The organism is Bradyrhizobium sp. LjRoot220 (assembly GCF_964252915.1).
GTDB lineage: Bacteria > Pseudomonadota > Alphaproteobacteria > Rhizobiales > Xanthobacteraceae > Bradyrhizobium.
Genome location: NZ_CAXUPS020000002.1, coordinates 577,625 through 599,091 on the forward strand (window position 1 = coordinate 577,625; position 21,467 = coordinate 599,091).

At 61.5% G+C, this 21,467-nt stretch carries 24 protein-coding genes; 1 reads left to right on the top strand and 23 read right to left on the bottom strand.

Features of this window, described 5'->3' with window-relative positions; genetic code table 11:
* Positions 1 to 27: 27 nt before the first annotated feature.
* Together ACSQ84_RS11170 and ACSQ84_RS11175 are read right to left on the bottom strand one after the other, a co-directional pair.
* Positions 28 to 522 carry a hypothetical protein gene (locus tag ACSQ84_RS11170; protein ID WP_436211713.1) on the bottom strand — a complete coding sequence of 165 codons (495 nt, stop codon included), beginning with the start codon at positions 520 to 522 and terminating at the stop codon, positions 28 to 30.
* 50 nt (positions 523 to 572) lie between these two features.
* Positions 573 to 1,385, bottom strand: a complete 813-nt coding sequence (locus ACSQ84_RS11175; protein WP_436211714.1) for an N-acetylmuramoyl-L-alanine amidase — start codon at positions 1,383 to 1,385, stop codon at positions 573 to 575.
* An 81-nt stretch (positions 1,386 to 1,466) separates the two neighbouring features.
* Here ACSQ84_RS11175 and ACSQ84_RS11180 point away from each other — a divergent pair, with 81 nt between their 5' ends.
* The gene (locus tag ACSQ84_RS11180) at positions 1,467 to 2,813 is read left to right on the top strand and encodes a hypothetical protein (RefSeq protein WP_436211715.1); all 1,347 of its coding nucleotides are present in this window, start codon (positions 1,467 to 1,469) and stop codon (positions 2,811 to 2,813) included.
* Between the two features lie 245 nt (positions 2,814 to 3,058).
* Here the strand turns inward: ACSQ84_RS11180 and ACSQ84_RS11185 are convergent, their stop codons facing one another.
* The 21 genes from ACSQ84_RS11185 to ACSQ84_RS11285 all read right to left on the bottom strand — a co-directional run bounded on the left by ACSQ84_RS11185 (position 3,059) and on the right by ACSQ84_RS11285 (position 21,453).
* Positions 3,059 to 5,500, bottom strand: a complete 2,442-nt coding sequence (locus ACSQ84_RS11185) for a beta strand repeat-containing protein (RefSeq protein WP_436211716.1) — start codon at positions 5,498 to 5,500, stop codon at positions 3,059 to 3,061.
* Between the two features lie 4 nt (positions 5,501 to 5,504).
* Positions 5,505 to 6,179, bottom strand: a complete 675-nt coding sequence (locus tag ACSQ84_RS11190) for a hypothetical protein (RefSeq protein WP_436211717.1) — start codon at positions 6,177 to 6,179, stop codon at positions 5,505 to 5,507.
* On the bottom strand, positions 6,176 to 7,270 hold the full coding sequence (locus ACSQ84_RS11195; protein ID WP_436211718.1) for a hypothetical protein: 1,095 nt from the start codon (positions 7,268 to 7,270) through the stop codon (positions 6,176 to 6,178). Before ACSQ84_RS11195 ends, ACSQ84_RS11190 begins: the two co-directional genes overlap by 4 nt.
* 15 nt (positions 7,271 to 7,285) lie before the next feature.
* Positions 7,286 to 7,957, bottom strand: a complete 672-nt coding sequence (locus ACSQ84_RS11200; protein WP_436211719.1) for a DUF2612 domain-containing protein — start codon at positions 7,955 to 7,957, stop codon at positions 7,286 to 7,288.
* A complete protein-coding gene (locus ACSQ84_RS11205) occupies positions 7,954 to 9,372 on the bottom strand; it encodes a baseplate J/gp47 family protein (RefSeq protein WP_436211720.1) in 1,419 nt (472 codons plus the stop codon). The genes ACSQ84_RS11200 and ACSQ84_RS11205 overlap by 4 nt, the downstream gene beginning before the upstream one ends.
* A gap of 1 nt (position 9,373) precedes the next feature.
* A complete protein-coding gene (locus ACSQ84_RS11210; RefSeq protein WP_436211721.1) occupies positions 9,374 to 9,724 on the bottom strand; it encodes a hypothetical protein in 351 nt (116 codons plus the stop codon).
* Positions 9,721 to 10,446 carry a hypothetical protein gene (locus ACSQ84_RS11215; protein ID WP_436211722.1) on the bottom strand — a complete coding sequence of 242 codons (726 nt, stop codon included), beginning with the start codon at positions 10,444 to 10,446 and terminating at the stop codon, positions 9,721 to 9,723. The genes ACSQ84_RS11210 and ACSQ84_RS11215 overlap by 4 nt, the downstream gene beginning before the upstream one ends.
* Before the next feature lies 1 nt (position 10,447).
* Positions 10,448 to 11,323 carry a baseplate hub protein gene (locus tag ACSQ84_RS11220; RefSeq protein ID WP_436211723.1) on the bottom strand — a complete coding sequence of 292 codons (876 nt, stop codon included), beginning with the start codon at positions 11,321 to 11,323 and terminating at the stop codon, positions 10,448 to 10,450.
* Positions 11,323 to 11,640: a hypothetical protein gene (locus ACSQ84_RS11225; protein WP_436211724.1), complete on the bottom strand. Its 318-nt coding sequence runs from the start codon at positions 11,638 to 11,640 to the stop codon at positions 11,323 to 11,325. Before ACSQ84_RS11225 ends, ACSQ84_RS11220 begins: the two co-directional genes overlap by 1 nt.
* An 8-nt stretch (positions 11,641 to 11,648) precedes the next feature.
* Positions 11,649 to 12,356: a hypothetical protein gene (locus ACSQ84_RS11230; RefSeq protein WP_436211725.1), complete on the bottom strand. Its 708-nt coding sequence runs from the start codon at positions 12,354 to 12,356 to the stop codon at positions 11,649 to 11,651.
* Positions 12,357 to 13,799: a hypothetical protein gene (locus tag ACSQ84_RS11235; RefSeq protein ID WP_436211726.1), complete on the bottom strand. Its 1,443-nt coding sequence runs from the start codon at positions 13,797 to 13,799 to the stop codon at positions 12,357 to 12,359.
* Positions 13,800 to 13,929: 130 nt separating this feature from the next.
* Positions 13,930 to 14,418, bottom strand: coding sequence for a hypothetical protein (locus ACSQ84_RS11240; protein ID WP_436211727.1), 489 nt, complete (start codon positions 14,416 to 14,418; stop codon positions 13,930 to 13,932).
* Between the two features lies 1 nt (position 14,419).
* Positions 14,420 to 14,848 carry a phage tail fiber protein gene (locus tag ACSQ84_RS11245; RefSeq protein ID WP_436211728.1) on the bottom strand — a complete coding sequence of 143 codons (429 nt, stop codon included), beginning with the start codon at positions 14,846 to 14,848 and terminating at the stop codon, positions 14,420 to 14,422.
* A gap of 32 nt (positions 14,849 to 14,880) precedes the next feature.
* Entirely contained in the window at positions 14,881 to 16,632 is a 1,752-nt protein-coding gene (locus ACSQ84_RS11250; RefSeq protein WP_436211729.1) for a DUF3383 domain-containing protein, read from the bottom strand.
* 34 nt (positions 16,633 to 16,666) lie between these two features.
* The gene (locus tag ACSQ84_RS11255) at positions 16,667 to 17,431 is read right to left on the bottom strand and encodes a phage neck terminator protein (protein WP_436211730.1); all 765 of its coding nucleotides are present in this window, start codon (positions 17,429 to 17,431) and stop codon (positions 16,667 to 16,669) included.
* Complete coding sequence (locus tag ACSQ84_RS11260; RefSeq protein ID WP_436211731.1) at positions 17,428 to 18,765, bottom strand: SGNH/GDSL hydrolase family protein; 1,338 nt, start codon at positions 18,763 to 18,765, stop codon at positions 17,428 to 17,430. Before ACSQ84_RS11260 ends, ACSQ84_RS11255 begins: the two co-directional genes overlap by 4 nt.
* 11 nt (positions 18,766 to 18,776) lie before the next feature.
* On the bottom strand, positions 18,777 to 19,496 hold the full coding sequence (locus ACSQ84_RS11265; RefSeq protein WP_436211732.1) for a hypothetical protein: 720 nt from the start codon (positions 19,494 to 19,496) through the stop codon (positions 18,777 to 18,779).
* A 13-nt stretch (positions 19,497 to 19,509) separates the two neighbouring features.
* Positions 19,510 to 19,911, bottom strand: coding sequence for a hypothetical protein (locus ACSQ84_RS11270; protein WP_436211733.1), 402 nt, complete (start codon positions 19,909 to 19,911; stop codon positions 19,510 to 19,512).
* 5 nt (positions 19,912 to 19,916) lie between these two features.
* The gene (locus ACSQ84_RS11275; RefSeq protein ID WP_436211734.1) at positions 19,917 to 20,507 is read right to left on the bottom strand and encodes a hypothetical protein; all 591 of its coding nucleotides are present in this window, start codon (positions 20,505 to 20,507) and stop codon (positions 19,917 to 19,919) included.
* 20 nt (positions 20,508 to 20,527) lie between these two features.
* A complete protein-coding gene (locus ACSQ84_RS11280) occupies positions 20,528 to 20,968 on the bottom strand; it encodes a hypothetical protein (protein WP_436211735.1) in 441 nt (146 codons plus the stop codon).
* Positions 20,968 to 21,453, bottom strand: coding sequence for a hypothetical protein (locus ACSQ84_RS11285; RefSeq protein WP_436211736.1), 486 nt, complete (start codon positions 21,451 to 21,453; stop codon positions 20,968 to 20,970). The genes ACSQ84_RS11280 and ACSQ84_RS11285 overlap by 1 nt, the downstream gene beginning before the upstream one ends.
* Between the last annotated feature and the right edge of the window lie 14 nt (positions 21,454 to 21,467).

A 21,467-nucleotide genomic window follows, 5' to 3' on the forward strand; every position in this document is an offset into this window, starting at 1 on the left:
CGAACCACGTCGCAATGGCGGATAGCATCAGGCGGGCTTGCTGGGCGTGGCCGGATTGGCGACGTCGATCGCCACGGCCTGCGCCTGAGCAACCGCCGGCTGCTTCGGCAGCATGTCGACGATCATGCTCTGGATCTTCTCGGGCGTGAGGCCGAAGAACGCCAGTGCCCCCGGAATGGCCGCCAGTCCCGCGTTCGCGGCAGATGCCAACGCCTCGCTCTTCACTTCGACCTTGACGCCTGACAATTTGACCGCACCGGCCGCGACCAAGCCCGAAGCCTGACGCTGGAGGAAAGCGGTCAGTGCGTCGCGGTGCTTGGCCTCGATGTCGATATTGAACTTGTTCTTGACCACGATCGCGACCCAGCCAACCAGAGTCGCGATCGCCGCCGTGACCGCGGCATTGATGATTTCTTGCAGGCTGCCGTTGAGGGCCTGGCCGATGTTGATTTCAGCGGCGAACGCTGAATGAGCGTAAAGCAGAGAGAGCGCAGCAAAGGCCACGCCAAGAGAGCGTTTCATAGTTGACTCCGGATGGTGATCTTGTGATGCGCGATGCCGTCGCGCGGCGGTTAGTTCAGAGTGACGTATCGAGCGGCCACGTAGCCGCCGGAGATTGCGAACCACTTCGTTTCGCCGTTCACGGCCTCGCCCGTGATGGTGACGGTCGTTCCCTTCTTCAGGGATTTGACTTGCGGAGATTTGGCGCTGGCTTCCATCCGGACGGTCAGGCCGTCGGCCGCGTTGACGATCCCGGTTCGGTCTTTCTTGACGGGCCTTGGCGTCACCTGTTCTGCTGGGTGGTCGCCGCCAGTCATGACGAGGATCTTCGCCTGCACCAGCTTGACCAGCGCGCCCTTGTCGACGCCTTTGCCCGGACAGGTCTTGCTAGTCTTGGGATCGTCCCGGTGGAAGTGTAGCCCGCGGACACCCTTCTCGAACGGCGCCAACTGGAAGCCTGTCGCGATGTGCAGGCAGGCCAGACCCTCGACGTACTTGTCACGGACGGCCCCGTCGAACTTCTCACGGTCGAAGTCGCCGACGCACTCGAGGCCCCATGACATCGCGTTGAACGATACCGCGTGAACCCCGCGCGCCGTCGGTGGCGACAGAACGCAGAAATTGTTCGGAGTGAAAAAGAAGTGCGGCCCCGCACTCCAGCCTAAAGGCGGTGCGCCGTAGTAGGCCGCGAGGTTCTTCAGCCACTGTTCATCGGAGACCGGCTTTGCGCGCGTCTGCCAGCCCCGCCAGGTCGCGAGGTCCGGAGCGCCGGTGTGGTGCATCGTCACGAAACGAGGCCGCCACGCGCCGAATTTCAGGCTCTCCAGATAGGCCAGAAAGCCCGCAGCCGTGGGGAAGCATTTCCCGACATTAGGGATTGCCATGCGGAATTCTCCGATTTCAGGGGTTTTCGCGGTGGGGTTGTGGTGCTAGAAGGTCGCTCGCAAAGCAGGGGGCGCGCCTACGTGGTGGATATTTCTTCTTGGCTTTCCGGCCTTGGCCGCACGGCCAAGGACCGAGAGCGAATTCTGACGCGCCAACAGGCGATTGCTGCAGCGCAGCTCCTGATCTTCTTGGTGCTAACCGTCGCTTCCTACTCTCTTGTTGGCCGCGTTTTTCCTGGGTTCGCTACTCCGCTGTATTTTTCAAACTCTTCCGACGCTGCCGTTGCGATTTTGCTCGCGCTCACCCCGCTTCCACTCTTAGCGCTGGCCAAATTCAGTTTCGGCTACGTCATCAGTGTGTGGATGTACGGCATGGTCGCTGGCTATATTTTTCTCAGCTATTCGACCAAACTCCATTACGACCATAGCCAGGCCAGGATCTCGGCATTGCTGTGCCTGATCGCGTTTCTGATCCCGGCGCTGTTTCTCACCACCAAAAACAAGCCCCTGTCGGCGACGCCCAGAACGATGGACGCGCTGGCGATCTGCGCAGTGATCGCGAGTGCCGCCGTGCTTGCCGCCTGCGCAATGTATGGTTTCAGGGTGGCTGGATTGGCTAGCTCGTTAGCGATGCGGGACGAGATCGTCAGACCTAGGCCGTTGAATTACTTGAGCGGCATCGTCTCGGGAGCCGTTCTTCCGTTTTGTTTTGCCTACTTTTCCCTCAACCGGCGTTGGGTATTGAGTGCGATCGCGCTCATCCTGCTGCTGGCGTTTTTCCCGGTGTTGCTGAACAAGACGGTCTTGCTGGCCCCCGCATGGCTGGTTTTCCTGCTGACGCTCTACACGATCTTCAAGCCAAAAACGGCAACAGTCCTTTCTATTCTGGCCCCGCTTATCTTGGGTGCCGGCTTCTACTTCCTCAATCCTGCGTTCGGATTGTACGCGGTTGGCTACATCAATCTCAGGATGATCGCCACGCCCTCAATCGCGCTCGATCACTACTTTGCGTTCTTCAGCACGCACTCGCACACCAATTTCTGCCAGATCAATGTCGTGCGGCTCTTTACCGGATGCCCCTACACCGAGCAGCTGGGGGTCATCATGAAGCACGAATACAATCTTGGAAACTTCAACGGCTCGCTGTTTGCCACCGAAGGCATCGCATCCGTAGGCCCTGTTCTAGCTCCGATCGCAACATTCGTTTGCGGGATCGTCATCGGCATCGGGAACGTCGTCTCGGCAAGGCTCTCGCCAGCGCTGATAGCCGTTTCCAGTGGTGTGCTGATCCAAGCCCTCATGAACGTCCCACTTTCTACGGTGCTGCTTTCCAACGGTGGCGCCGCACTGTTTATGCTTTGGCTTATCTCTTCGCGGCCCCGGAATGACCTCGGTCAATTGCCGCCCGTAAGCAGTGCACTGGAATGAAAATTCCGTCAGCACGACCATATTGGAGACGCACCATTATTGCCTGCCGACCGCCATACACTGACGACATGTCCGTGATGGTGCCCTGCTGGCAACACGCATTGCCCGTTGTCGAACGATTTGGACAGCAAAGCACCTTGGTAGCCGGCAAACGGTATGTTGAGCGCGTTATCCCCTAGTGCGCTCCGATTCGTCGATCATCGATGACATAAATCGCGCCTGAGCCGCCAGCGCCGCCGGAGAATTCAAAGCCTGCCGTAAACGCGGACGACACCGCTGGTGATGTTGCCGGAGCCCATGACAATCCGGAATCCCGTCAACGCCGCGTTGCTGTTCCAAAATCCGCCCATGGTACCAAACAGCGTCGTTCCGCTGATAGCTTCGTTGTAGGTGCCGTGCCAATTTTTGGGTGTCGTAGTCGACGATGGATTAGCGACATACATATACCCGGATACGCCCGGAACGGCATTGACTAGATTCGTGCTACCGGCGTCGCAGGGAATGTTGGTGGTCTGCCCGATCGAAGCAACCGTCGTGGATGTCGACCTGATTGCTCCCGCGAAATAGCTTGACGCTTGAAAGGTGCCACCGGAATGAACCTGCAATAGGCAGTTATTTGAAGCGCTCGCCGGCACAATGTTTTCGATAGAGATCATGTACTCGCGATATGTCGCTGTGAAGCTGGTCGTATCATCCAGAGAGGCCGAATTGCTCGCGGTCATCGTGTTGAGCAGCACCCACGCGCCCGAAGTAAATGATGGATCGACGCCAGCGCCGTTCGATGTCCAATGTTGTCCGGCAGTGCCTGGCCCGACGCCCTTCGCCGTCGAGCCCGTCACCCAGACAGCCGTTTGATTGGCGGTTGGCGTACCGCTTGGCGACACTCCGATGATCTCTCCGAGCGTGCCCGCGTTGTTGTAGAGGAAGCGAGTGTTCGTGCCGCCGACGATCGTCGTCGTTCCGATTTGCACTGATGACGCCGCACCGCCCGACGCCGTAACAACGCCGCTCGAACAGGTCGTCGTGACACCATCGCACTTCATCGCGCCGAAAGTTGCCGATGGTGCGCCTGAAGCGTTCGCGACCAAGGGAAGATCGGCTGCCTGAATCGCCGAACTGACAAAGTTGGTGCCGTCGCCGCGCGCATAGTTGCCTGAAGCCGCCGCGCCGCCGATCCGGAATCCGGTTGTGAAACTTGGCGTGGTGCCGAGCACCATCGCGCCAGTGCCGGTTACCGAGTTCGACAGCGTCACGCCGCCGTAAAGGATGGCACGCGAGATTTGAACCGTACCCGTCCCAATGGCATTGAGGATGACGGAGCCGCTGCCCTTGCCGTCGAGATGCAGATTCTCATTAGTATTACTGGAAATCGCAGCAAGGAAACTGCCGCCTCCAGCCGCAGCGCTCTTGATTGAAATTCCGGTCGCAGATGAAGCCGTGCTGGAATCGACAAGCAACGCTGGATTGCTGACGCCACTTAGGCCGACCGTGAATCCGGTTGCCGAGTTGTTCGCAATCGAAACCGTGCCGTTGAAGTTCGCGCTGGCAAACGCGGTCGTCCCGCTGAATGTCTTGTTCGACATCGTCTGCGTAAGATCGGTGCCGACAAAGGAGGTGGTGCCAGATGGGATTGTCCATTGGCCGCTTGCAACAGCCGCCGGAAGAACGATCAAACTGCCACTGGTAGCACCGGCAATCTCAAGTCGACCGTTGGCGACGTTGGCGATACCGATTTTAAGTGTGGTTGTTCCGCTCAATCCGATGGTAACGGTGGTATTTGCTCCCGCCCCGATGCACGCCACGTCGGTTCCGAGCGTGCAAGTTCCAAGAGCCAGGCTTGTGCCCGTGGCAACGCCGATGTTTGGCGTCGTGAACACCGGCGAAGTCTGCATCGCCACCACGGTGCCGGTGCCGGTGATCGTGTATTCGCCGAGCGTCCCCGCGTTGTTGTACAGAATGCGCGTGGTGCTTCCGCTGGCAACCAGTGTAGTTCCGACCGTGATGGTGCCGGCGGTCGCGCTGATGGTGCACGTCGATCCAAGCGTACAGGTCTGACCGTTGACCGTGGTCGAGGCGCTGACCAGATCGGAGTTCTTCACGAGACCGGTCGCGGTGAACGCCGTGGTGATGATGGGGGACCCTATTGTTGGGCCGACTGCGAACACTAGTGACCCAGTGCCGGTCTCGTTCGATATTACGCCTGCGAGCTGGGCCGAAGTAGTGGCAGCAAATTGAGAAAGCGGGCTTCCAGTCACACCGCAGGTCGCGCAGGCATAGGTGACGACGCTGGCCGGGAAGGAAACGGTTACAGGCGATGTCGCCGCAAAGCTGGTGCTGGCCGCGCCCGTTAGGTTGATCGTCACGCCGTTGATGCGGGCGAAGATGCCGGACGACGTCACCCACAGATCGCCGTTCGCTGGGGCCGCCGGCGTCGTTCCCGGCGTCAGATTGAGGCCCGCAAGGTTGGTCCCGGGCGCCGCGGTGACCAGTCGGCCGGACATCGTGCCGCCCGCAGGATTCAGCGGGATATAACCGAGCGTATCCTGCTTGCTGGCAAACAGCGCATTCCACTGACCGGCCGTCAGCACTTGGCCCTTGGTGAGGTTCGGGCTTGTCTGCGCGATCGCCGGCACCGCCGCGAGCAGCAGCGATCCGACGAACGCCAGTGCAAACTTCAAATAGCGCATTGGATCAATCTTCCTTCGTGAAGTCAGGAATCTGATAGGCGTCGACATTGTCGAGCGTGAGGTCCTCGATCGCATCGTGGATCTCGGCGGTGCGCCGCTCGATCGCGGCGATGCGCTTCAGGCGGATTTCGTAGTCCTGCAAAAAACTGGTGTCGTCGGCAGGACGCCGGCTCTCGATTTCGTTCTTGATATCGTCGCCTGTCAGTCTTTTCTTCAATCCGACCGCGGCAGCCATGTTCTTCAACAACGATGGTTCGCCGACAACTTCGGCCGCCACGACGGCGTCCCGCCCCTTGATGTCGTTGTAGCGCATACCCTGCAGCCGGCGCTTGCCTTCCGGCAGGATGGCTTGCGCGGCTGCACGCTCCATCTGAAAAACCACAGCCGCCAGCTCCTGCTTTTTGGTCGCCAATATTTCTTCCGGCTTTGGTCCGTCGTCGACGAGCTCGTAGGCCATCTCGTCATTCTCGTTCACCGCGGCTTCGACGAGCTCGTGTTCGCGCGGACGCGGATAGGGCATATGCCGGTCGATGACCGGAACGTTCCCGGCTTCGTCTTTCGCCACCCGCGCCATGTGCTCGCGCCAGCGCTTCATCTCGACAGCGAAGGTCGCGGCTCGAGCCGCGAAGTCTCCGAGGTTTTGTCGATCGAGGATCGTCTTGGAAATTTTGTACGTCACAGGATCTGTCCCCAAAAGACGACCATGCTCCGATGCACGGTATTGTGCCCGGTACCGCTGCCGGAGCCGGTGGTTGTGCCGCTATAGCTGTGTGTATGGTTGACACTCTGAAGCGACGTCGTCGCTCCGGTGTTCGGAAAGCTTGCGATGTTACCCGTTCCAGAGTAGCCGCCACCGATCGGCGAAGTGGGATTGCTCTGCGTATAGCCGTGATCGTGGTTGGCGCTTTCTATGCCGGTATTGCCTAGATAAGGGTGTGTGTGGGGGCCGTTCTCGGCAAGCGACAGCGCATGCAGGTTCTCGCCCAAGATCGAGCCTGGTGTTGTCGAATTGCCGATCGTCGCCGGCACACCGGAGAGAAACGTTGAAGCCGCGCCGCCCATCGTGTCGGCGCCGATGATGCCAAGGCCCTTCATGTCCGGCAGCGTCAGCTGCTTGTTTGCAGCGAAGTCGGCATACGGATTGGCGCCGCGCGTCGACGGTGCGCCGGCGCTGGTCAAGATCGGGCATTGGGTATTCGAGAACTGCAGCCAGTTGGCTGCATACAGGAACAGCGCTGATGCTGAAGCAAGCGCCGTCGCGTTGGACGAGGCATTGCCGATGGTAAGTCCGTTCGCCGCGACATGGTCATTCGGCAAGGTCGGCGTCAGAAAGCCCTGCGGAGTACCCGACGGCAGGCCTGCAGCGCGCCAATTCGTCGACGTCAGAGGATCGTCAGGGTCCGTCGTGTTGCCGTCGGCCAGCGACACCCACCGCTTGCCGATAACGAGAGCGGAATCGAGGATGGCACCCTGCGGATAGCCGCCGATCGCCGTCGAGTACGACGAGTCGAACGCGATCGGCGCCCCGGCTTGGTACCATTGATCCCACGACGTCGTGACGTTCATAACGCCGTTGAAGTCCTGCCCGAAAGGCGGGACACCGCCGCCGGCAAGCGGCGTGAAGTTGTCGGGAACGAAACCGTCGTTGAAGGAGGCCGCGCCATCCTGCACGCCGATCTGTGAAGCTACAGGCACGGTGCGGATATACGGGCCGGCAGCATTCTTGGCCCATGGGAGAGCGAAGCGAAGCGGGATGGCGGATCGAAGCATAAGGAATCGTCCTTCTTAGCTGTCCACCAACAGAGATTCGACGGTAGCCGAAACGCCGGTCGATCGCGGCAGCACTCCGGACTGACCTACGATCGCGAGTTCGACGGCAGTCATGATGAAATCGAACTTGTAGACCATCGTCATGTCGAGGTTGTCGACGACGTAGCAGTTGCCGCGACCTGGAAACAGGTTCAGCAGGATCTGGTTGATGGCGGGGATTGAACCGTCACAGATATTGGCGAGCGCTTTCGCGAGGATCAGCACACGATAGGCGCTGTCCGTCAAAACAAAGACGTCGTTGATCTGCTGACCCGAATAGAACGGTGCATTGTTGAACGGCTGCGCGGTTTGGCCGGCTTCCTGGAAGCCGAGAAATAGTGCCTCGTCTTCGGTAACGCTCAATGTCCGGCTGACGTCGACGATGCGCCCCCACACGTCGAGGCCCCACCCCTGCGCGGTCAAAACGTTCATTACCTTGTCGTAGAAGTCGTCGAAGTTTGCCGACTGGTCGAGGTAGCTGTCCATGTTCAGGATCAACTGCATCAGCACCGGGCTATTCGCAAACTGCGATATAACCGTTTCCCAGACGTCGAACGCCTGAACCGTTCCTATCGGGTCGGGGCCGCCGATCGCGGAAACGCCGATCGCAAATCCATGCCTGGCGCGATGGATATCCGGACCAGTCATGTGGTGGTCACCACGATGTCGGACGCGTTGATGGTCGGCACCTGGTCGGCGTCGACGTCAACGAATGTCTGGTTGGCGCGGAAAGCCACCATGGCGATCGGACCCACGGTTTGTGAGATGTCGACCACCCACGACAGGCCGGCGCCGCTGACGATCTTGGTGTTCGCCAGCACCGCGCCATTCACGTCGCGGACCTGCTGACCGGCGGCTATGGTGCCGGTGACGGCCGATACTGTCAGAGCGGTGCCGGCGATCGTACCGGTGAATGCGGCTTGGGCAACGTTGGTCGACCCGACCAGAATCGAGATGATGTTCGCCCACGTTCCAAGCGCAGCAACCGCCGCATAATAGCGGCTGGCGTAGACGGTCGAACCGATGCGCGCCCGCGTGCCGCCGTCGGCGCCGGCGAAGGCCGACATGATTGCAGTTTGGATCAGCGCCGCCGCGTTACCTGGTACCTGCGGACTATTGGCGATGATGACCGCGAACGATATAGGCAGCGAGGCCGGACGCTCGAACTGCACGTCATACGTCGGCAGCGGTGGCGAGTATCCGGAATTGTTATCCGTCACCGTCACCGTCGTGTTGCCGTTGTAGGCACAGCCTGGCGCCTTCTTCGACCAGATGGCGGTTGCCACGTCTAGATCGGTACCGCCGACAGCCGAGACGTACAGGGACTTCGGCGCCACCGCCGCGCCGCGGACCGTGATCGGCGAACTGGTGACGTTTTCCGTCACATAGGCGTCGAGCACATCGGTGACGTCGAGCACGGCGCCAAGCACGGACGGCAGTGAGCCGCGCGCATTCTTCGCGATCGATGCCGTGCGGCGCAGCTCGAACTCTGCACGGCTTTCCACTTCGTTGCCGAGAACGCCATCCGTCGGGTTGTTGATGCTATCCCAACCTGGTATCGCCCTGAATATTGTCGTCAGGCTGTCGGCCGGGCACGCGATCGGTCCATCGACATTGCAGGTGAACGTCAGCGTGACATTTCCTATCGCCGGGATACCTTCCTCTCCAGTGCCATCGGTGCAGGTGTAGATATTTCCGTCGGCCGCGCGGGCAAGAGCGCCTACCGGAATGACGACGCCTTGACCGCCTGTGCAGACGGCTGAGACGACGGTTGGTAGGGCCGGCTTCCGAGCGATGAAGTAAATTCGGCCTAGCGCATCTTGCGCGCGGCCGGATGCGTAGGCAGGATCGAACTGGTTAAAGAGGTTGACGACGCTGTCGTTGACATTGCCGATGACCGCCGTGGTCGAGGTCGCGAGCTGGCCTTGCGGCGTGTTCAGCGCCGGATTTACGCCGCCGCCGAAAGCAGCGTCGATATCGGCTTGCACGCCTGTCAATACGGCCTGCTCACTCGGCACCACGAAGCCCCGATCGGTGAAGGTAAGGCCGGGCACGTTCGTCATGTCAGAAAGCCGCCGCTGTTACGGTTCCGTCGCTGTCCGTGACCTGCACCTGACCGGTGACACGCCTTCCTGCGATCGAGGTTATGAAGCATTTGGCCCTGACGACGCCTGGCACGGCGAGGGCGGCGCCTTCCATTTTTGTTTTGATGAGCGGCACGTTCGGCGCCTTGCCAAGCAGTGTCGGGAAATATGGAATGCCGATCGTGGTGTTGTACCAGCACTCACCCAGGAAGGTCCGGATCGAGCTCGCCGCGTCTTGCGCCAACGAATAGGGCTCGCTTGCAAGCGCGATGTTGCCGTTGACGTCGAGAACCAAGTCCCAGGTGACGGTATCGAGCAGAAGCGTCTTCATGGCTGCGACGCCGTTGTGGGTGCGAAGGCGCCCTGCGCCGTGTGATGGTGACCGGTGAGGCTGATCGTGCCGGACTGGATGGTGCCGGAGGTGATGAAGTTTCCGGTATAGGCGCCGCCACCGACGTTCACGATGTTTCCGGACAGCTGCATTCCCCCCGCCATAACCGCCAGCTGGTTGAACTTCACCGGTCCGGTGAACTCCCATCCGGTCGGGCCCGACACCAGCTTGTTCGTATTCTTGTCCGCCAGCTCCATCCCGTCTTCGGTGAACTTGACGTACTGTTCCGGCTCCTCGTCTCCCAAGAGGCCGCCGAGATAGACGCCGTCGGCCATGTCGTATTGCCGCCCTGAACCGGGTGGGGCGATATCCTTTGCCGACTTCACCGCGGAAATGTCGCGATCGGCGCAAGCCATCACACCCATGTCGCCGGCGACGGGGTCCGCGAGCACGGCGTTTTTGCCGAACTGAAAACTACGGTAGGGGATTCCGAAGATCGTGCCGTGCGGCGTAGCGTTGTTCTCGCCGTCCAGCTGGTTCACCATCGGCTGAACGTCGACGGTGCCGCGTCCCGGTGCGTCGGTATTGACGGTCAGGACCTTGACGATTTTCAGCGTCGATATCTGCGCAATCAGCTGCCGAATAACGAACGTTTGCGCATTGTACGGCGTCGCGGAATCTGCTGGGTCCTGCTGGCTAAATCCACTGTCGCCATCCGCCATCTCAACGAACCGGTGTCGGGTGTTTGGGATTGTAGGCCATAATGGTCGTCTCCCATTTTCCGCGAGGCACCGCGCATTCGAGCTGGTGAGCCAGCGAGTAGACCTGCCACTCGCCCTTGGTCAGGACCGAACTTTCAACGCTGACCTTCTGTCCCAGACCAATGGTTGGTTCGTACAGATTGCGAAGCATGATGCCGTAGGCCGTATAGGTCGGGTAACCGATCATGCTGCCGCGGGGAGGGGGCGCAATAACCGGGACCTGGCCCGCGCGGCTGCCGTTCTTCGGCCAGATCGACATCAAGCCGAGTTCGCCGCCATTCCATGATATGCCGGCCGCCTTCACGCACGCGCGCGCCTGGTCGCGTAGCGACCCAGAGAAGTACGGGTTTGACAATTTCGTCGTGACGCCGGCGTTCTCGAACCGCAATCCCATCTTGGTCGCGAACCCGGCCATGATCGTCGCGACATCGGCCGAGCCCTTGAAGCTCGATGCCTCGGCCGGCGCAGCACCATAGGCCGCCAGGGTGTGCGCGGTGATATGGAAGGCAACTTCTGGAGACGCATTGTAGTCCGCGAAAGCGGCGATGATGTAGCCGGTGAACGCGGTCGACATTTTCCCAGCCGTGCCGGCCGTCAAGGTGATCGGGTTCTTGGGTACAAGATTGACCTGGATGCCGAGGGTCGAAAGCTGGTTCATCAGCGATCGGGTCATTCCGTAAATCGTCAGGTTGAGTGTGCCATCTGACAAGCCGCCGGCGTTCTGCAAGACCGCGGACATCCGCAGGCCCTGAGGCAGCTTGGCGGTGTTGCCTCCCTCCGTGAACGACCCGGACGCGAGGGAGATCGTTGCGTTGAGCAGCCTTTGCTCGAGCGCCATCAGGTGACACCCTCGGGGATCTCCGATTCCTCAAAATAGATCAGGCGGTACCGCTCGCCGAGACCGGTGTAATCTGGATCCGACGTGCCTTGCGTGTCGAAGAACGCGAAGTCGCCGGAGAACCCGAGATAGACGTTGCGAACGATCCGATTGCGGTCCTCGCAGAGCACGCCAAGGATGACCGCCTGTTCATTCAGGATGACGTCCATGTAGAGGCCGGTGGTCTTCTGGTAGATGTTAAGCCGACAGTTCTGGCTCCCTACGGGTGCCACAAACGCTTGGTTCGGCACTGCCGACAGCGGAATCGTGTCTGACATTCCAGAACCTATGACGGAAAGTCGAATTGGCCCGGCGCGTTCGCTACCGGCTGCACTGTTCCACCGTTGACCTGCGGTGAAGCACTCGGCGATTGCGGGTTCACAATCGAAGCGGCCGGCCGTACCGATATCTGGGTCGTGCTGGTCGAGGTGTCGATGCCGCTGGCGCCAGACTGCGCCGTCGTGAATGACGTTGATGCCGTGGCCTGGATCTGTTCGCAGAAGATGTCGACCACGAGCAGGCCGACGCCGCGATCCGCGGTTCGACGATAGTCCCAGTGGGTCGGGTTGACGCTCTCGTAAGTGGCTTCCGGAGTGACCGCGTCCATCAGGTCGAGCGATCGAACCGCTGCTCTTGCGGAATCGAGCAGCGCCTGGCGATCCTCCGGCGATCCGCCGGTCGAGAAGCGCAGCCGCACGTCGAACGAACGCATGACCTTGTCGTAGCTTTCGAAAGTTCCTGGTGAACCTCCGCTTGCCGGCGGCTCGACGGGAAACGTCGCTACCGTGGCGCCTTCCTTGAATTCGAACGACAGAACCGACTCCGCGGTGACGACGGGCACGCCGTCGACGAAGAGGCCCCACTGCGATGAGTTGTCCCCGAAAATCGATAGCGCGTCGGCCAGCAGCAGATCGACGACCACACCGACGAACCCAGGAGCGCGGGGGAGGGCTGGAACTCCCGGCGCGAACGGCACATTCGGGAACCCGACCATTTACTGTTGCCCTCCTGCGGCCTGTTGCGCGAAGCTTTGGCGGGCGATAGCCGCGCTGAAGCGGCTGGCGAAGTCTTCCGGCGATGCATTCGCTGGCGGGGTGACGGTGATCGGCCCGTTGATGTTGACTTCGGTGGTCGAAGTGCTGCCGCCATTGCGATCGATGCCTGACCACTTGTCGAGGCCGACGCGTTTGGCGCCGTGGTAGGCGGTCCAGCCATTTCGCCTGACATCGTCCAGCGCGAACTGGATTCCTGCACGCTCGTTCTTTGGGTCCGACGGGTCCAGCCCGGTGGCGGCGCGGAACTGATCCCCAACGGCGCGCCCCTTGCCTCCCGGCGTGACGTGCAGCTGGTACGATCCGAATGACGTCCCGTTGTCGCCGACGAAGGTCGTGAAGCCCTCGCTGCGCGCAACCTGCATGGCAACGTTTGGATTGATGCCGCGCCTGGCCGCTTCAGCTCGAATGAACTGTTCCTTCTCGAGCTGCGACGTGAAGGCGCCACCTGCCGGCGTCGCCGCCGACGGTTTTGACGCCGACGTCCAGGGCAGGCCCTGTTTCAGCGTCTCCCAGAACCCGGAGAGACCGGTTTCCCTGATCTTGCTCAGGCCAACATAGCTGCGGTTGCCCGAGATATCTTTGGCCGCGGCGTTCAAGGCATCGGCGAGAGCAGGGCCAAGTATAGTTGTCGTGGGACGGGCTGCACCTTCAATCGCCAAGCCAACCGAATTCCAGGCCTTAGCCAGTTCACCGGCGTTCTCGGCCGCCGCTTTCGTCGTTATGCCGAGGGACTTCACCTTGTCCAGCATCTGCTGGGTAGCGCCGGGCCCTTTGACCAGAAGGTCATAGAGGCCAGGGTCCAGTCCGATGATGCGGCCCATCAGGCCGGCGCGCGCGGGGTCGGTGTCGTGGATTTTCTTCAGGTTCGCCGATATATCCAAGAGCGTCTGGTCGACACCCTTGTTGACGTCGATGATCGTCCCGCCGGCGGTCGACAGCGCGCGGAAATCGGCGATCAGCGGCGAGATTTTCCCTATCTTGAAACCCTCGACGGCGTCGGAGATCGTCGTGAAGGTCTGCGCCATCGTGGCCGCGTCGCCACCGAATATCCGGGCGACACCCTGCCATTTCGAAATGGTCTCGGTCGACATATTGAGGTTGCGGCTCAATCGTCCGACCGCGGCATCGGCGGTGGTGATCTTAGTGGCGAGAGCGATGACGGCGGCACTTCCTCCCAGGGCGCCGAATAGGCGCAATGCCTCGGTTCGAACGGATCCAATAGCCTCGCCGGCGCGCGAGGAGGCGTGTTCGATGTTCTTGGCGCTGGCGAGCTGTTGGTTCTCGAGCTTCTTTGCCTCATCGAGCGCCTGGCGCTGCCCGGCCGTGAACTTCTTCGGGTCCAGACCAAGCTCGACGACGAGGCTATCGATGATCGTCGGCATTACGGTACTCTCGGCGGATTTAGCACACGCCGGTTATGCGCATCGACAGCGGCAATCTCGATCATGTCGTAGCAATCCTTCAGACTGTAGACCGTCGAGAGTTCGTGAAGCGTCGCCATCCGCAGCGAAATTACGGTCCCGATGGTGCGGGGGACGTTGAGGTATTCCGCGAGCGCCGCTTCTTCGGCCCAGCCGAGCCCACTTCCCTCAAGCGCAGGGTGAGCTCGGCCAGCGTAAAACCCGTGTGCAGTTCCAGTATTTGCTCCCGCAGCTTCAGGAGGGTCGATACCTCTTCGATGAGCGTCGGATTCCACGGGTGGGAGACGTCCTGCGATACCCGCATGGTTACGCAGGCAGGCAGCATCTCGCGCCACAGCGGCAGAACTTCGTCCTGCTTGGCGCCCATGAATGCCTGGTAGCCAATCAGCGCGACGCCGATCAGGCCGGCGTCGGCGGTCTCCTGCGGCACCACGATTCCGGAGGTGCCAAGCGCCATGAGCGCGCGCAGCGCCCATTCCTCGGCCTGCACCGCGGAGACTTCAGTGATGATGAACGTCTTGCCGGCGTCGCGATTGTTCGTGTCGCCCGCTGGAATTTCAACTTTACTGGACCTGCGCATACTATACCGGCGACGGAACTACCCGCTCCCATGTGATTGTGTGAGTGCGGGCCTGAAGCACTTTCTTCGCGTCAGGGATGGGCTGATAGATCGACAGAAACCCGCGTGTGTGCGTCCACTTCTGGCCGACCGACGTCAACAGGATGACGCCGTTGATCTCGTATTTCGTCAGGTTCGCCTTCTCCAGATTGAAGATGCGATCGAAGAAGAAATTCGAAGGAGAGTCGGCCATCAGCATATATTTCTGGACAACCGGGACGTTGGTGAAGCCGGCCGTCAGATGACCGTCGACACCCATCGCGGTTTCTCCGACCGATAGCGGATCGGTGCCATAGACGTCGTCGGTCGCGAACTGCTGGAGCTGCTGCGGGGTTGGAAATACCAGCGGCGACGTCAGCAGGATCGTCGCGTTGGCGGAGGTGATGTTCATCGCGGGTTATCCTCGCTGGTGTTTCCGAAAATCTATTGAAGTGCGATGCTCGCCAAATCGAACTCCTGCACGGATTCGCCGTCTACGTAATAGAACGTCATGGGCGGGGACTGGCGCGCCTGCCTCGTCGTAGGATCTGCGTCGCCAACGAACAGGTACCAGCCCTGAGCCGTCAAGGTGTCGGAGATGCTGATGTTGGCGCTCGCGTTGACGTCCGCAATCTGCGAGGGGGACAGGGTCACACCTGATCGGTACGCGCCAAAGCTGAGACCCTGGTTGATGGTCCCGGCAAGAGCCGCCTCGATCGTCGCGCGGCCCGCGGCGTTGTACGGGATCGATTTGGCGTTCTGAGCGAGCGTGACGAGATCGTTCCGGAACGACCCATTCAGCCACATCTGGTTCACGTAAGTGTCGAACCACAAGAAGTCGCCGGAGACGACGCCGTTGGCGTACCATGTGAAGGTATCATCGCCGTCGGCATAGGCGCCGTAGCAATTGTAGCCGTTGGCCACGAGGTTATCGAACACCGTCTGATCGGTGACGCCCACCTGCAAGCCGGACTGTTTCCGGAATTTGAAGGTGATGCGGCCGTCCGTCTGGGTGAAGTCGATCGAGGCAGCGGATCCGCACACGAACGCGGCGAGGCTGCCATAGTCGATGGCCACAGTCGGATTGACGAGGTCGCTTGCCGGAGGTTGCCAGTTGCAGACCGTGCCGTCGATCTCGGCGGCTGCGATGCGCTGCGCCAGGCAGGCGGCCGCCGGCGTCGATACTGTCGGAGCTGCGTCGTCGTCGATCGCCACATAGGCGAAGCGCGAATTCTGCGTTCCGTTCCACTGAGCAAAAGCAAACCGGATATCGTTGCCAGAGACGTCCGGATTGAAGTTGAGCATGAAGGTCGCAAAGCCGCGGTTTCCCTGCACCAGTGCACCCATGAAGGCGCTTGGCGTCGTAGCCGCGGCGCCTTGCGAAAGAACGGCGCCCAATGCCGAAGTCAGCTTCAGGTCGGTCGCCATGGCGCCAGAGCCGTACGTGATGGTCGATGAGGCTCCGGCGGTCCCGGAATTGATGACGAAGGCGCCCGAGACGCTGTCATAGGCGACGGCCTGCGCATGCGCCGTGATCGTGGCGGACGCAACCGTCTGGCTGATCGAAACCGTATAGGTACCGAGGCCGCCGGTCGGGCCAGTGAGCTGCGCGAGAATGGTGGTGTCGGCCGCGGTCGTGCCGCCGGAAATGCGCTGACCAGGCGCGAAGGTGCCGGTCAGGGCCGAGGCTGCGGTGAACACCGTGCCGGCGATCGAGCCCGTGGCCGTCGCTGCAACCGCGCCCTCGATGTCGAGCGAGTTGGCGATGATGATCGCAGCATTCGTGAACGAGGTCGCGCCGCTCAGATTGACCGAACCAGTCTTGAGGACGCCATCAATGGTGACGCTGAGAGTGCCACTGAATCCCTGCAGCTGCGCCAGGGTGAGTTGGGAGACGTCGCCGCCACGAACGTAGGCAGCGACGTTTGTAAGAGGATACTGCACGAACAGCATTGACGCCGGTCGCTTGTTCGAGCCGTCGAAGCCGGCAAAATACTTCAGCGAGTTCTGATACTCAGCCGCATCGAACCCGAAATAGTTTCCGACCGCCTCCGGCGACGAGAATGCCGCCACGGTGCCGATCGGCACGCGGGTGTTCGTGGTCAGCACCAAGCCAGTGATGGTCCGGGCCGAGCCGCCGGCGGGCAGAACGCCCGGCGTAACGCGAACGACTTCGCTGACGGGGATCGTGCTCATGGAAGGGTCCTCGCGTTCATTTCCGTAAAGAGTTTCAGGGAACGGTGATCGTCGAGTTCGGCCACGAGGCGGCCGGTGTCTCGACGTCGACCAAGTCCAGCTCGAGGGTGTCTGCGAACTGCTGCGGCACGGATACCGCCGGCGTGATCTGCATGTGGACGTCGATCATCCACCGGTCCTCGAACTGATGCGCCGCCGTCGAGAACGGCATCTGCCGGGGGTCTTCTGCATAGAGCGGCGATACGCCGGTGCCGGCGAAGCGATCGACCGCGTACTGATCGCGGAACAACGTCGATATCGTCTGGACGTTGTCGCCTGAATTCGGCCCATGGACGTCGATTTGCATCACGACATCGGTAGATTGGGCGATATCGACGGTGCCGGCGGATAGGGTGCCCGAGGCGACGGTTTGGGACGGGGTGACGACGTAGGTTCCGATTCCTCCGGAACCAGTGCCCAGCGCGGTGACCGTCGTGTCGGCGGCAACACCCACGCCGAAGACCTTGCTTCCGACCTTCAGTTGCCCCGTGAAGTCCGGATCGACCGCGGTGATCGTCATCGTAGCCGTGTTGGCATTGATCGGGGCGATTGAGCCGGTGAAGGCGCCGTCGGCGCTGGTGTCGAGGTTGGTAGCCAGGCGCGGGCGGCGCAGCGGCCAGAACACCACAAAATCGCCTTCCGGAGAGGCAACCCGGTTCGACTGCCCGACGACTATCTTGCCGTCTGCGAGGCCGAGCGCTGCTTTCAGAAAATTGCCAAGAGCGACATTGACGCCGTCTTGCGAGATCGATGGCGTCACGCGACCATCTCCAGCCACCTCGGCCGATTGTCGTTTGCGGCATCGGTGACCATGGCATGCCGCGAATACAGCGGCGGCGCGCCGTCGTTGGACTTCGGCGGCAGCATCGGATCGTTATCGTTGGCGGCAAACGTGTTGTTCAGGATTGCCATGACGACGTTGGTGTAAACCTCTGCCATGTCGTCATATCCAAGCGCCGTCGAGTGGACGCTATCGCTCATGTAGCCGAGCGCCAGCGCGTTCGCATAGGACAGCCACTTCAGACGGATGTCGACCAGTGGGACGTCATACTCCGCCGCGACCTGGTACATCGCGTTGACGTACTGGTTCTGATTAGCCGCGTTGCCGGTCGACGAGTTGTCGAAGGGCGGCACCACCAGGATCGGATCGCCGCCGGCGGCTTTGACCCGCAGCACCATCGTGACCATGTCGGCCTTGGCCACGGCTACCGAGATCGACGTCCGCCAGCTGTTGATGATGCCGGCGTTGTAGAACATGGCACTCGGCTGAACGATGTCGACCATGTTCAGCCTGCCGACCACGTCGGCGTTGCTGTTCAGCCCGGTCGACGTCGCGCCGCAGATGCCCCAATTGAGGATGGACAGTTCGGGACCCAGCGTCGAATTGTAGGCATGGATGCCGATCGGCGTTATCGAGCCGAGCGCCCAGGACAATTCAATTGTCTTGCTGCCCACAGCGCCGAGCGGTGCCGGCGTGCGCCGAAGTTGCGTGACGTTGGTCGAATTGATCGGCGTGGTCGCGCCGCCGTTCACCGCCCAGGTGAAGTTGCGTCCGGTCGCGCCGTCACGCCACCAAATATCCGCAGAGTCGACGTTGTCCTGCGGGGTGAATGACAGCGTCCCGGCGGCGCTTGCCGCGAAGGCGTTGCCGCCGGCGGTGATGACGCTGCCAAGCGCCATCGTAGGAGTGCTGAGAACGCGTCCGTCGCCGGTCTTGAAATTGTCGATGGTCTGGCCGAGGCCCCACGAACCGCCGTCCGACATGAAGTTGTTGGCGCCGGCGTTGACGCCGCGCGCGCGCAGCTTCGCGGCCATCTTCATTGGCCACGAGTTGACGGCCTGCGACGCACCTGCGCCGGTCGACTGTCCGCGTACCGTGCTATCGCCGTCGGCGACGAGATTGACGTTGCCGGATTGCGCGAGCCAGTCGGCGCGCAGGTTGGTAGTGTTCGACGACTTCAGATTGTAGGTATAGGCCGCGCCCGAATAGCCCTTGCTGAAGACGACGCGGCGAGCATCCGCGGTCGGGATGAACGACAGCGCCGCGATCGCGGCCGCCGTGACGATCGCGACGGCTTTGCGAAACCACTTCATGGCTATCACTCCTACTGCTGATAGCCCGACGAATTGACGTTTACCGCGGTGGCGGTGCCATTCGCGGTCGTCGTGATCGTGATTGCCGTATTGATGGCGCTGGCGGGAATGCACGGGTTGAACGACTTGCTCAACGTCACGCCGGTGGCGGACGAGCTCAGTTGATAGATCTTCGAGCCGCCGAGCAGTCCGGCGATCGTTACCGGGCCGAGCGCTGCGGTGCCGCCGATTCCGGAGACGTCGAAGTCGCACAGATAGGTGATCTTGGTTGCGTTCGCCGCCAGCGTTCCGACGACGGCGCCGGTGGTGCCAGCGGCGTTGCCTTGGATGGCGGTCGCGCCGGTCGGGAACGAGCCTCCGGCGAGCGGGAATTGCACGGTGAGAACGTCAGCAGCTGGTGCGCCCGGTGTGCCGGTCAGCAACCCCGGGCACTGGTCCCAATTCGAGCCATCCCAGCAATACTGATAGGCGGCGGTCGGAACGTTGGTCGCGGTCGGCGTCACGTTCGATGAAGCGTTGCTGGTGCTGCCCGCCACCACTGCACCGGTACCGCCAGTGCCACATGGTACCGCGATATTCGACGAATTGACGCACATCCCGACCATGCCTTGCACGGTCTTGCTGCGTTGTTGCGTTACGAACGTGTCGCCGGTCGCGTTGGGAGTCTGAGCAACCGCCGGAGCCGTGGCGATCAGCGCAAGCAGAAATACACTGAGCTTCAGACTTCGCATCGAATGCATCCTCTTACGTCGGGTCCGGAATGTCGTCCTGAAGACTGACGGCGACCTTGCACCAGGTGGAGCCGCCCCACTGCTCGAGCGAGGCCAGCACCAGCCAGGTATTGCCCTCCGGCATGGTGCCGTTGGCGAACACGATGAGGTCGCCGCCCTTTTGCTTGATCCTGCTGATGCCGAGCGCCGCGCCATTCAGATAGATGGCTTTCTGCGCGCCCTGCACGTTGAGCGAGTCGAGCTGCCGAAGATCTCCTGACGACAGCGCCTGCACGTCGGCGACGACGTCGATCTTGTCGTATGCCGGCACCTGCTTGAAATTTACCGTCGTGTGGCCGGTCGAGATGAACAGTTTGGCCGCAAAGTTCGGGCTGACCGCGCTCGTTACCGAATTGGCGATCGCCCGCAGGTTCATGGCGACTACTGCGGGGCGAGGCAGGCGGTGATGGAAATGCCCGACGAGGCCTGGATGGCGGCCGAGAAATCGACGGACAGCCGATCGCCGGCGGCTAGCGTCCGCGTCGAGGCCGCTACCAGCGTCCCGACCTGCACCGTGTTGGCGGTAGCGTTCAGGTTGAAGCCGGTATTGGTGTTGTTCGTCAAAAGGTCGGTACCGGCGCCAGGAGCTGCGGTGCCGGTATCCTTGACCAACTGCACCAACGACGCGCCGCCGGCGGCGATCGCGTGGACCTGGCTCGCGCTGACCAGAATGTAGGGTCTCGTCGCGATGAAGATGGTGCTGTCGCCGATCGCGGCCGTCAGGACCTGGTTGTAGCTAACGCAGGTCATGCCATCGGTAGACTTGAGCGTGGTAAAGTTGCCGGCCTGCGGCGTGGTGGCGCCGATCGTCATGTTGTCGATCAGGCCAGGCGCCGAAGCGGTCGGAGCCTTGAACGGGAATGTCAGGTCGCCTGTGTTCGTGAAAAACACCGTGTTGGCCGCGAGCGCGGCAATCGACGAGGCAACCAGCGCGGCGACAATGGCAAGCGGCTTCGGACTGAGATTCCGCATCGTGTCGTTTCCTTGTGTTTTCAGGATTTAACTTCGTAGTCGACGGCGTTGAGCATATCGCCGTGCTCGATCAGCGGTTTGTCGAAGCCCTTGCGCTTCACCGTGGATGCGGCAAGCGGCGGCGAATTCGTGTCCTTGATGGACTGCTGCAACTGCCCCTTGATGCCTTCGCCTGCCAGCGAGAGGGCCGCGGTGGCATCGTAATCGTTGGCCTTGAGCGCCTCGGCGATGCCTTCCGGCCATTCGTCGCTTTTCTCGGCGACCATGTTGCGGAAGAAAGGGCGGGGCGGGATGGTGCCTGTACCGAACTCGTTGAGCGCGGCTCGCAGCGGGATGGAGTCGCCGTTCGGGGCGGTGGCGCCTTCAAGAAACCCGACACGCAAGGTGCCGGGCCTCGACAGGTTAGCGGCCATCTCAGCCAGCGCGATCGCCAGCTTTTCTCCGCCCCGGAACGCAGCCATCAGGTCTTGGCAGTCTCGGCCACCAGCTGGTCGGTGGTCTGCGGACCGGTCCCGGTATTGGACTGATCGGCCGGAGCCGGTTCGGGCGCGGGTTCTGGCGCCTTCGGCGCATCCGGCACGCCGTCCATCGACAGCAGCACCTCAAGACCCTCGCGGTTTTCCTCGAAGAACGTCAGCATGGAGCCCAGCCGATCGGAGAACGACTCGGCTTCAGCCTTCGATCCTTCGAGCGCCGTCAGGCGTTCCGGGATGCCTTCGAGCTTGCCACTGACGTCGACGCGGAAGGACAGCAGCGCATCGAGTTTGGTGTTGAGGTCGTCGATTGCCGTGCGCACCTCGTCGCTCATTCCAGTCGCAGCGCCGGCCGGTGCGGTCGGCAACCCGCCAGCGGCCTGGACTCCCTCGAAGAAGGCGATCGCCTTTTCGGCTCTCGCCTTGAAGCTCATCAAATCCGTCACGCGCTTCGATACGATATCCTGTTCCATCGACTTCCACTCCT

Coding starts and splice junctions, on each gene's coding strand:
- ACSQ84_RS11170 (WP_436211713.1), bottom strand. CDS start 522: ATGAAACGCTCTCTTGGCGTGGCCTTTGCTGCGCTCTCTCTGCTTTAC.
- ACSQ84_RS11175 (WP_436211714.1), bottom strand. CDS start 1,385: ATGGCAATCCCTAATGTCGGGAAATGCTTCCCCACGGCTGCGGGCTTT.
- ACSQ84_RS11185 (WP_436211716.1), bottom strand. CDS start 5,500: ATGCGCTATTTGAAGTTTGCACTGGCGTTCGTCGGATCGCTGCTGCTC.
- ACSQ84_RS11195 (WP_436211718.1), bottom strand. CDS start 7,270: ATGCTTCGATCCGCCATCCCGCTTCGCTTCGCTCTCCCATGGGCCAAG.
- ACSQ84_RS11200 (WP_436211719.1), bottom strand. CDS start 7,957: ATGACTGGTCCGGATATCCATCGCGCCAGGCATGGATTTGCGATCGGC.
- ACSQ84_RS11205 (WP_436211720.1), bottom strand. CDS start 9,372: ATGACGAACGTGCCCGGCCTTACCTTCACCGATCGGGGCTTCGTGGTG.
- ACSQ84_RS11210 (WP_436211721.1), bottom strand. CDS start 9,724: ATGAAGACGCTTCTGCTCGATACCGTCACCTGGGACTTGGTTCTCGAC.
- ACSQ84_RS11215 (WP_436211722.1), bottom strand. CDS start 10,446: ATGGCGGATGGCGACAGTGGATTTAGCCAGCAGGACCCAGCAGATTCC.
- ACSQ84_RS11220 (WP_436211723.1), bottom strand. CDS start 11,323: ATGGCGCTCGAGCAAAGGCTGCTCAACGCAACGATCTCCCTCGCGTCC.
- ACSQ84_RS11225 (WP_436211724.1), bottom strand. CDS start 11,640: ATGTCAGACACGATTCCGCTGTCGGCAGTGCCGAACCAAGCGTTTGTG.
- ACSQ84_RS11230 (WP_436211725.1), bottom strand. CDS start 12,356: ATGGTCGGGTTCCCGAATGTGCCGTTCGCGCCGGGAGTTCCAGCCCTC.
- ACSQ84_RS11235 (WP_436211726.1), bottom strand. CDS start 13,799: ATGCCGACGATCATCGATAGCCTCGTCGTCGAGCTTGGTCTGGACCCG.
- ACSQ84_RS11240 (WP_436211727.1), bottom strand. CDS start 14,418: ATGCGCAGGTCCAGTAAAGTTGAAATTCCAGCGGGCGACACGAACAAT.
- ACSQ84_RS11245 (WP_436211728.1), bottom strand. CDS start 14,848: ATGAACATCACCTCCGCCAACGCGACGATCCTGCTGACGTCGCCGCTG.
- ACSQ84_RS11250 (WP_436211729.1), bottom strand. CDS start 16,632: ATGAGCACGATCCCCGTCAGCGAAGTCGTTCGCGTTACGCCGGGCGTT.
- ACSQ84_RS11260 (WP_436211731.1), bottom strand. CDS start 18,765: ATGAAGTGGTTTCGCAAAGCCGTCGCGATCGTCACGGCGGCCGCGATC.
- ACSQ84_RS11265 (WP_436211732.1), bottom strand. CDS start 19,496: ATGCGAAGTCTGAAGCTCAGTGTATTTCTGCTTGCGCTGATCGCCACG.
- ACSQ84_RS11270 (WP_436211733.1), bottom strand. CDS start 19,911: ATGAACCTGCGGGCGATCGCCAATTCGGTAACGAGCGCGGTCAGCCCG.
- ACSQ84_RS11275 (WP_436211734.1), bottom strand. CDS start 20,507: ATGCGGAATCTCAGTCCGAAGCCGCTTGCCATTGTCGCCGCGCTGGTT.
- ACSQ84_RS11280 (WP_436211735.1), bottom strand. CDS start 20,968: ATGGCTGCGTTCCGGGGCGGAGAAAAGCTGGCGATCGCGCTGGCTGAG.
- ACSQ84_RS11285 (WP_436211736.1), bottom strand. CDS start 21,453: ATGGAACAGGATATCGTATCGAAGCGCGTGACGGATTTGATGAGCTTC.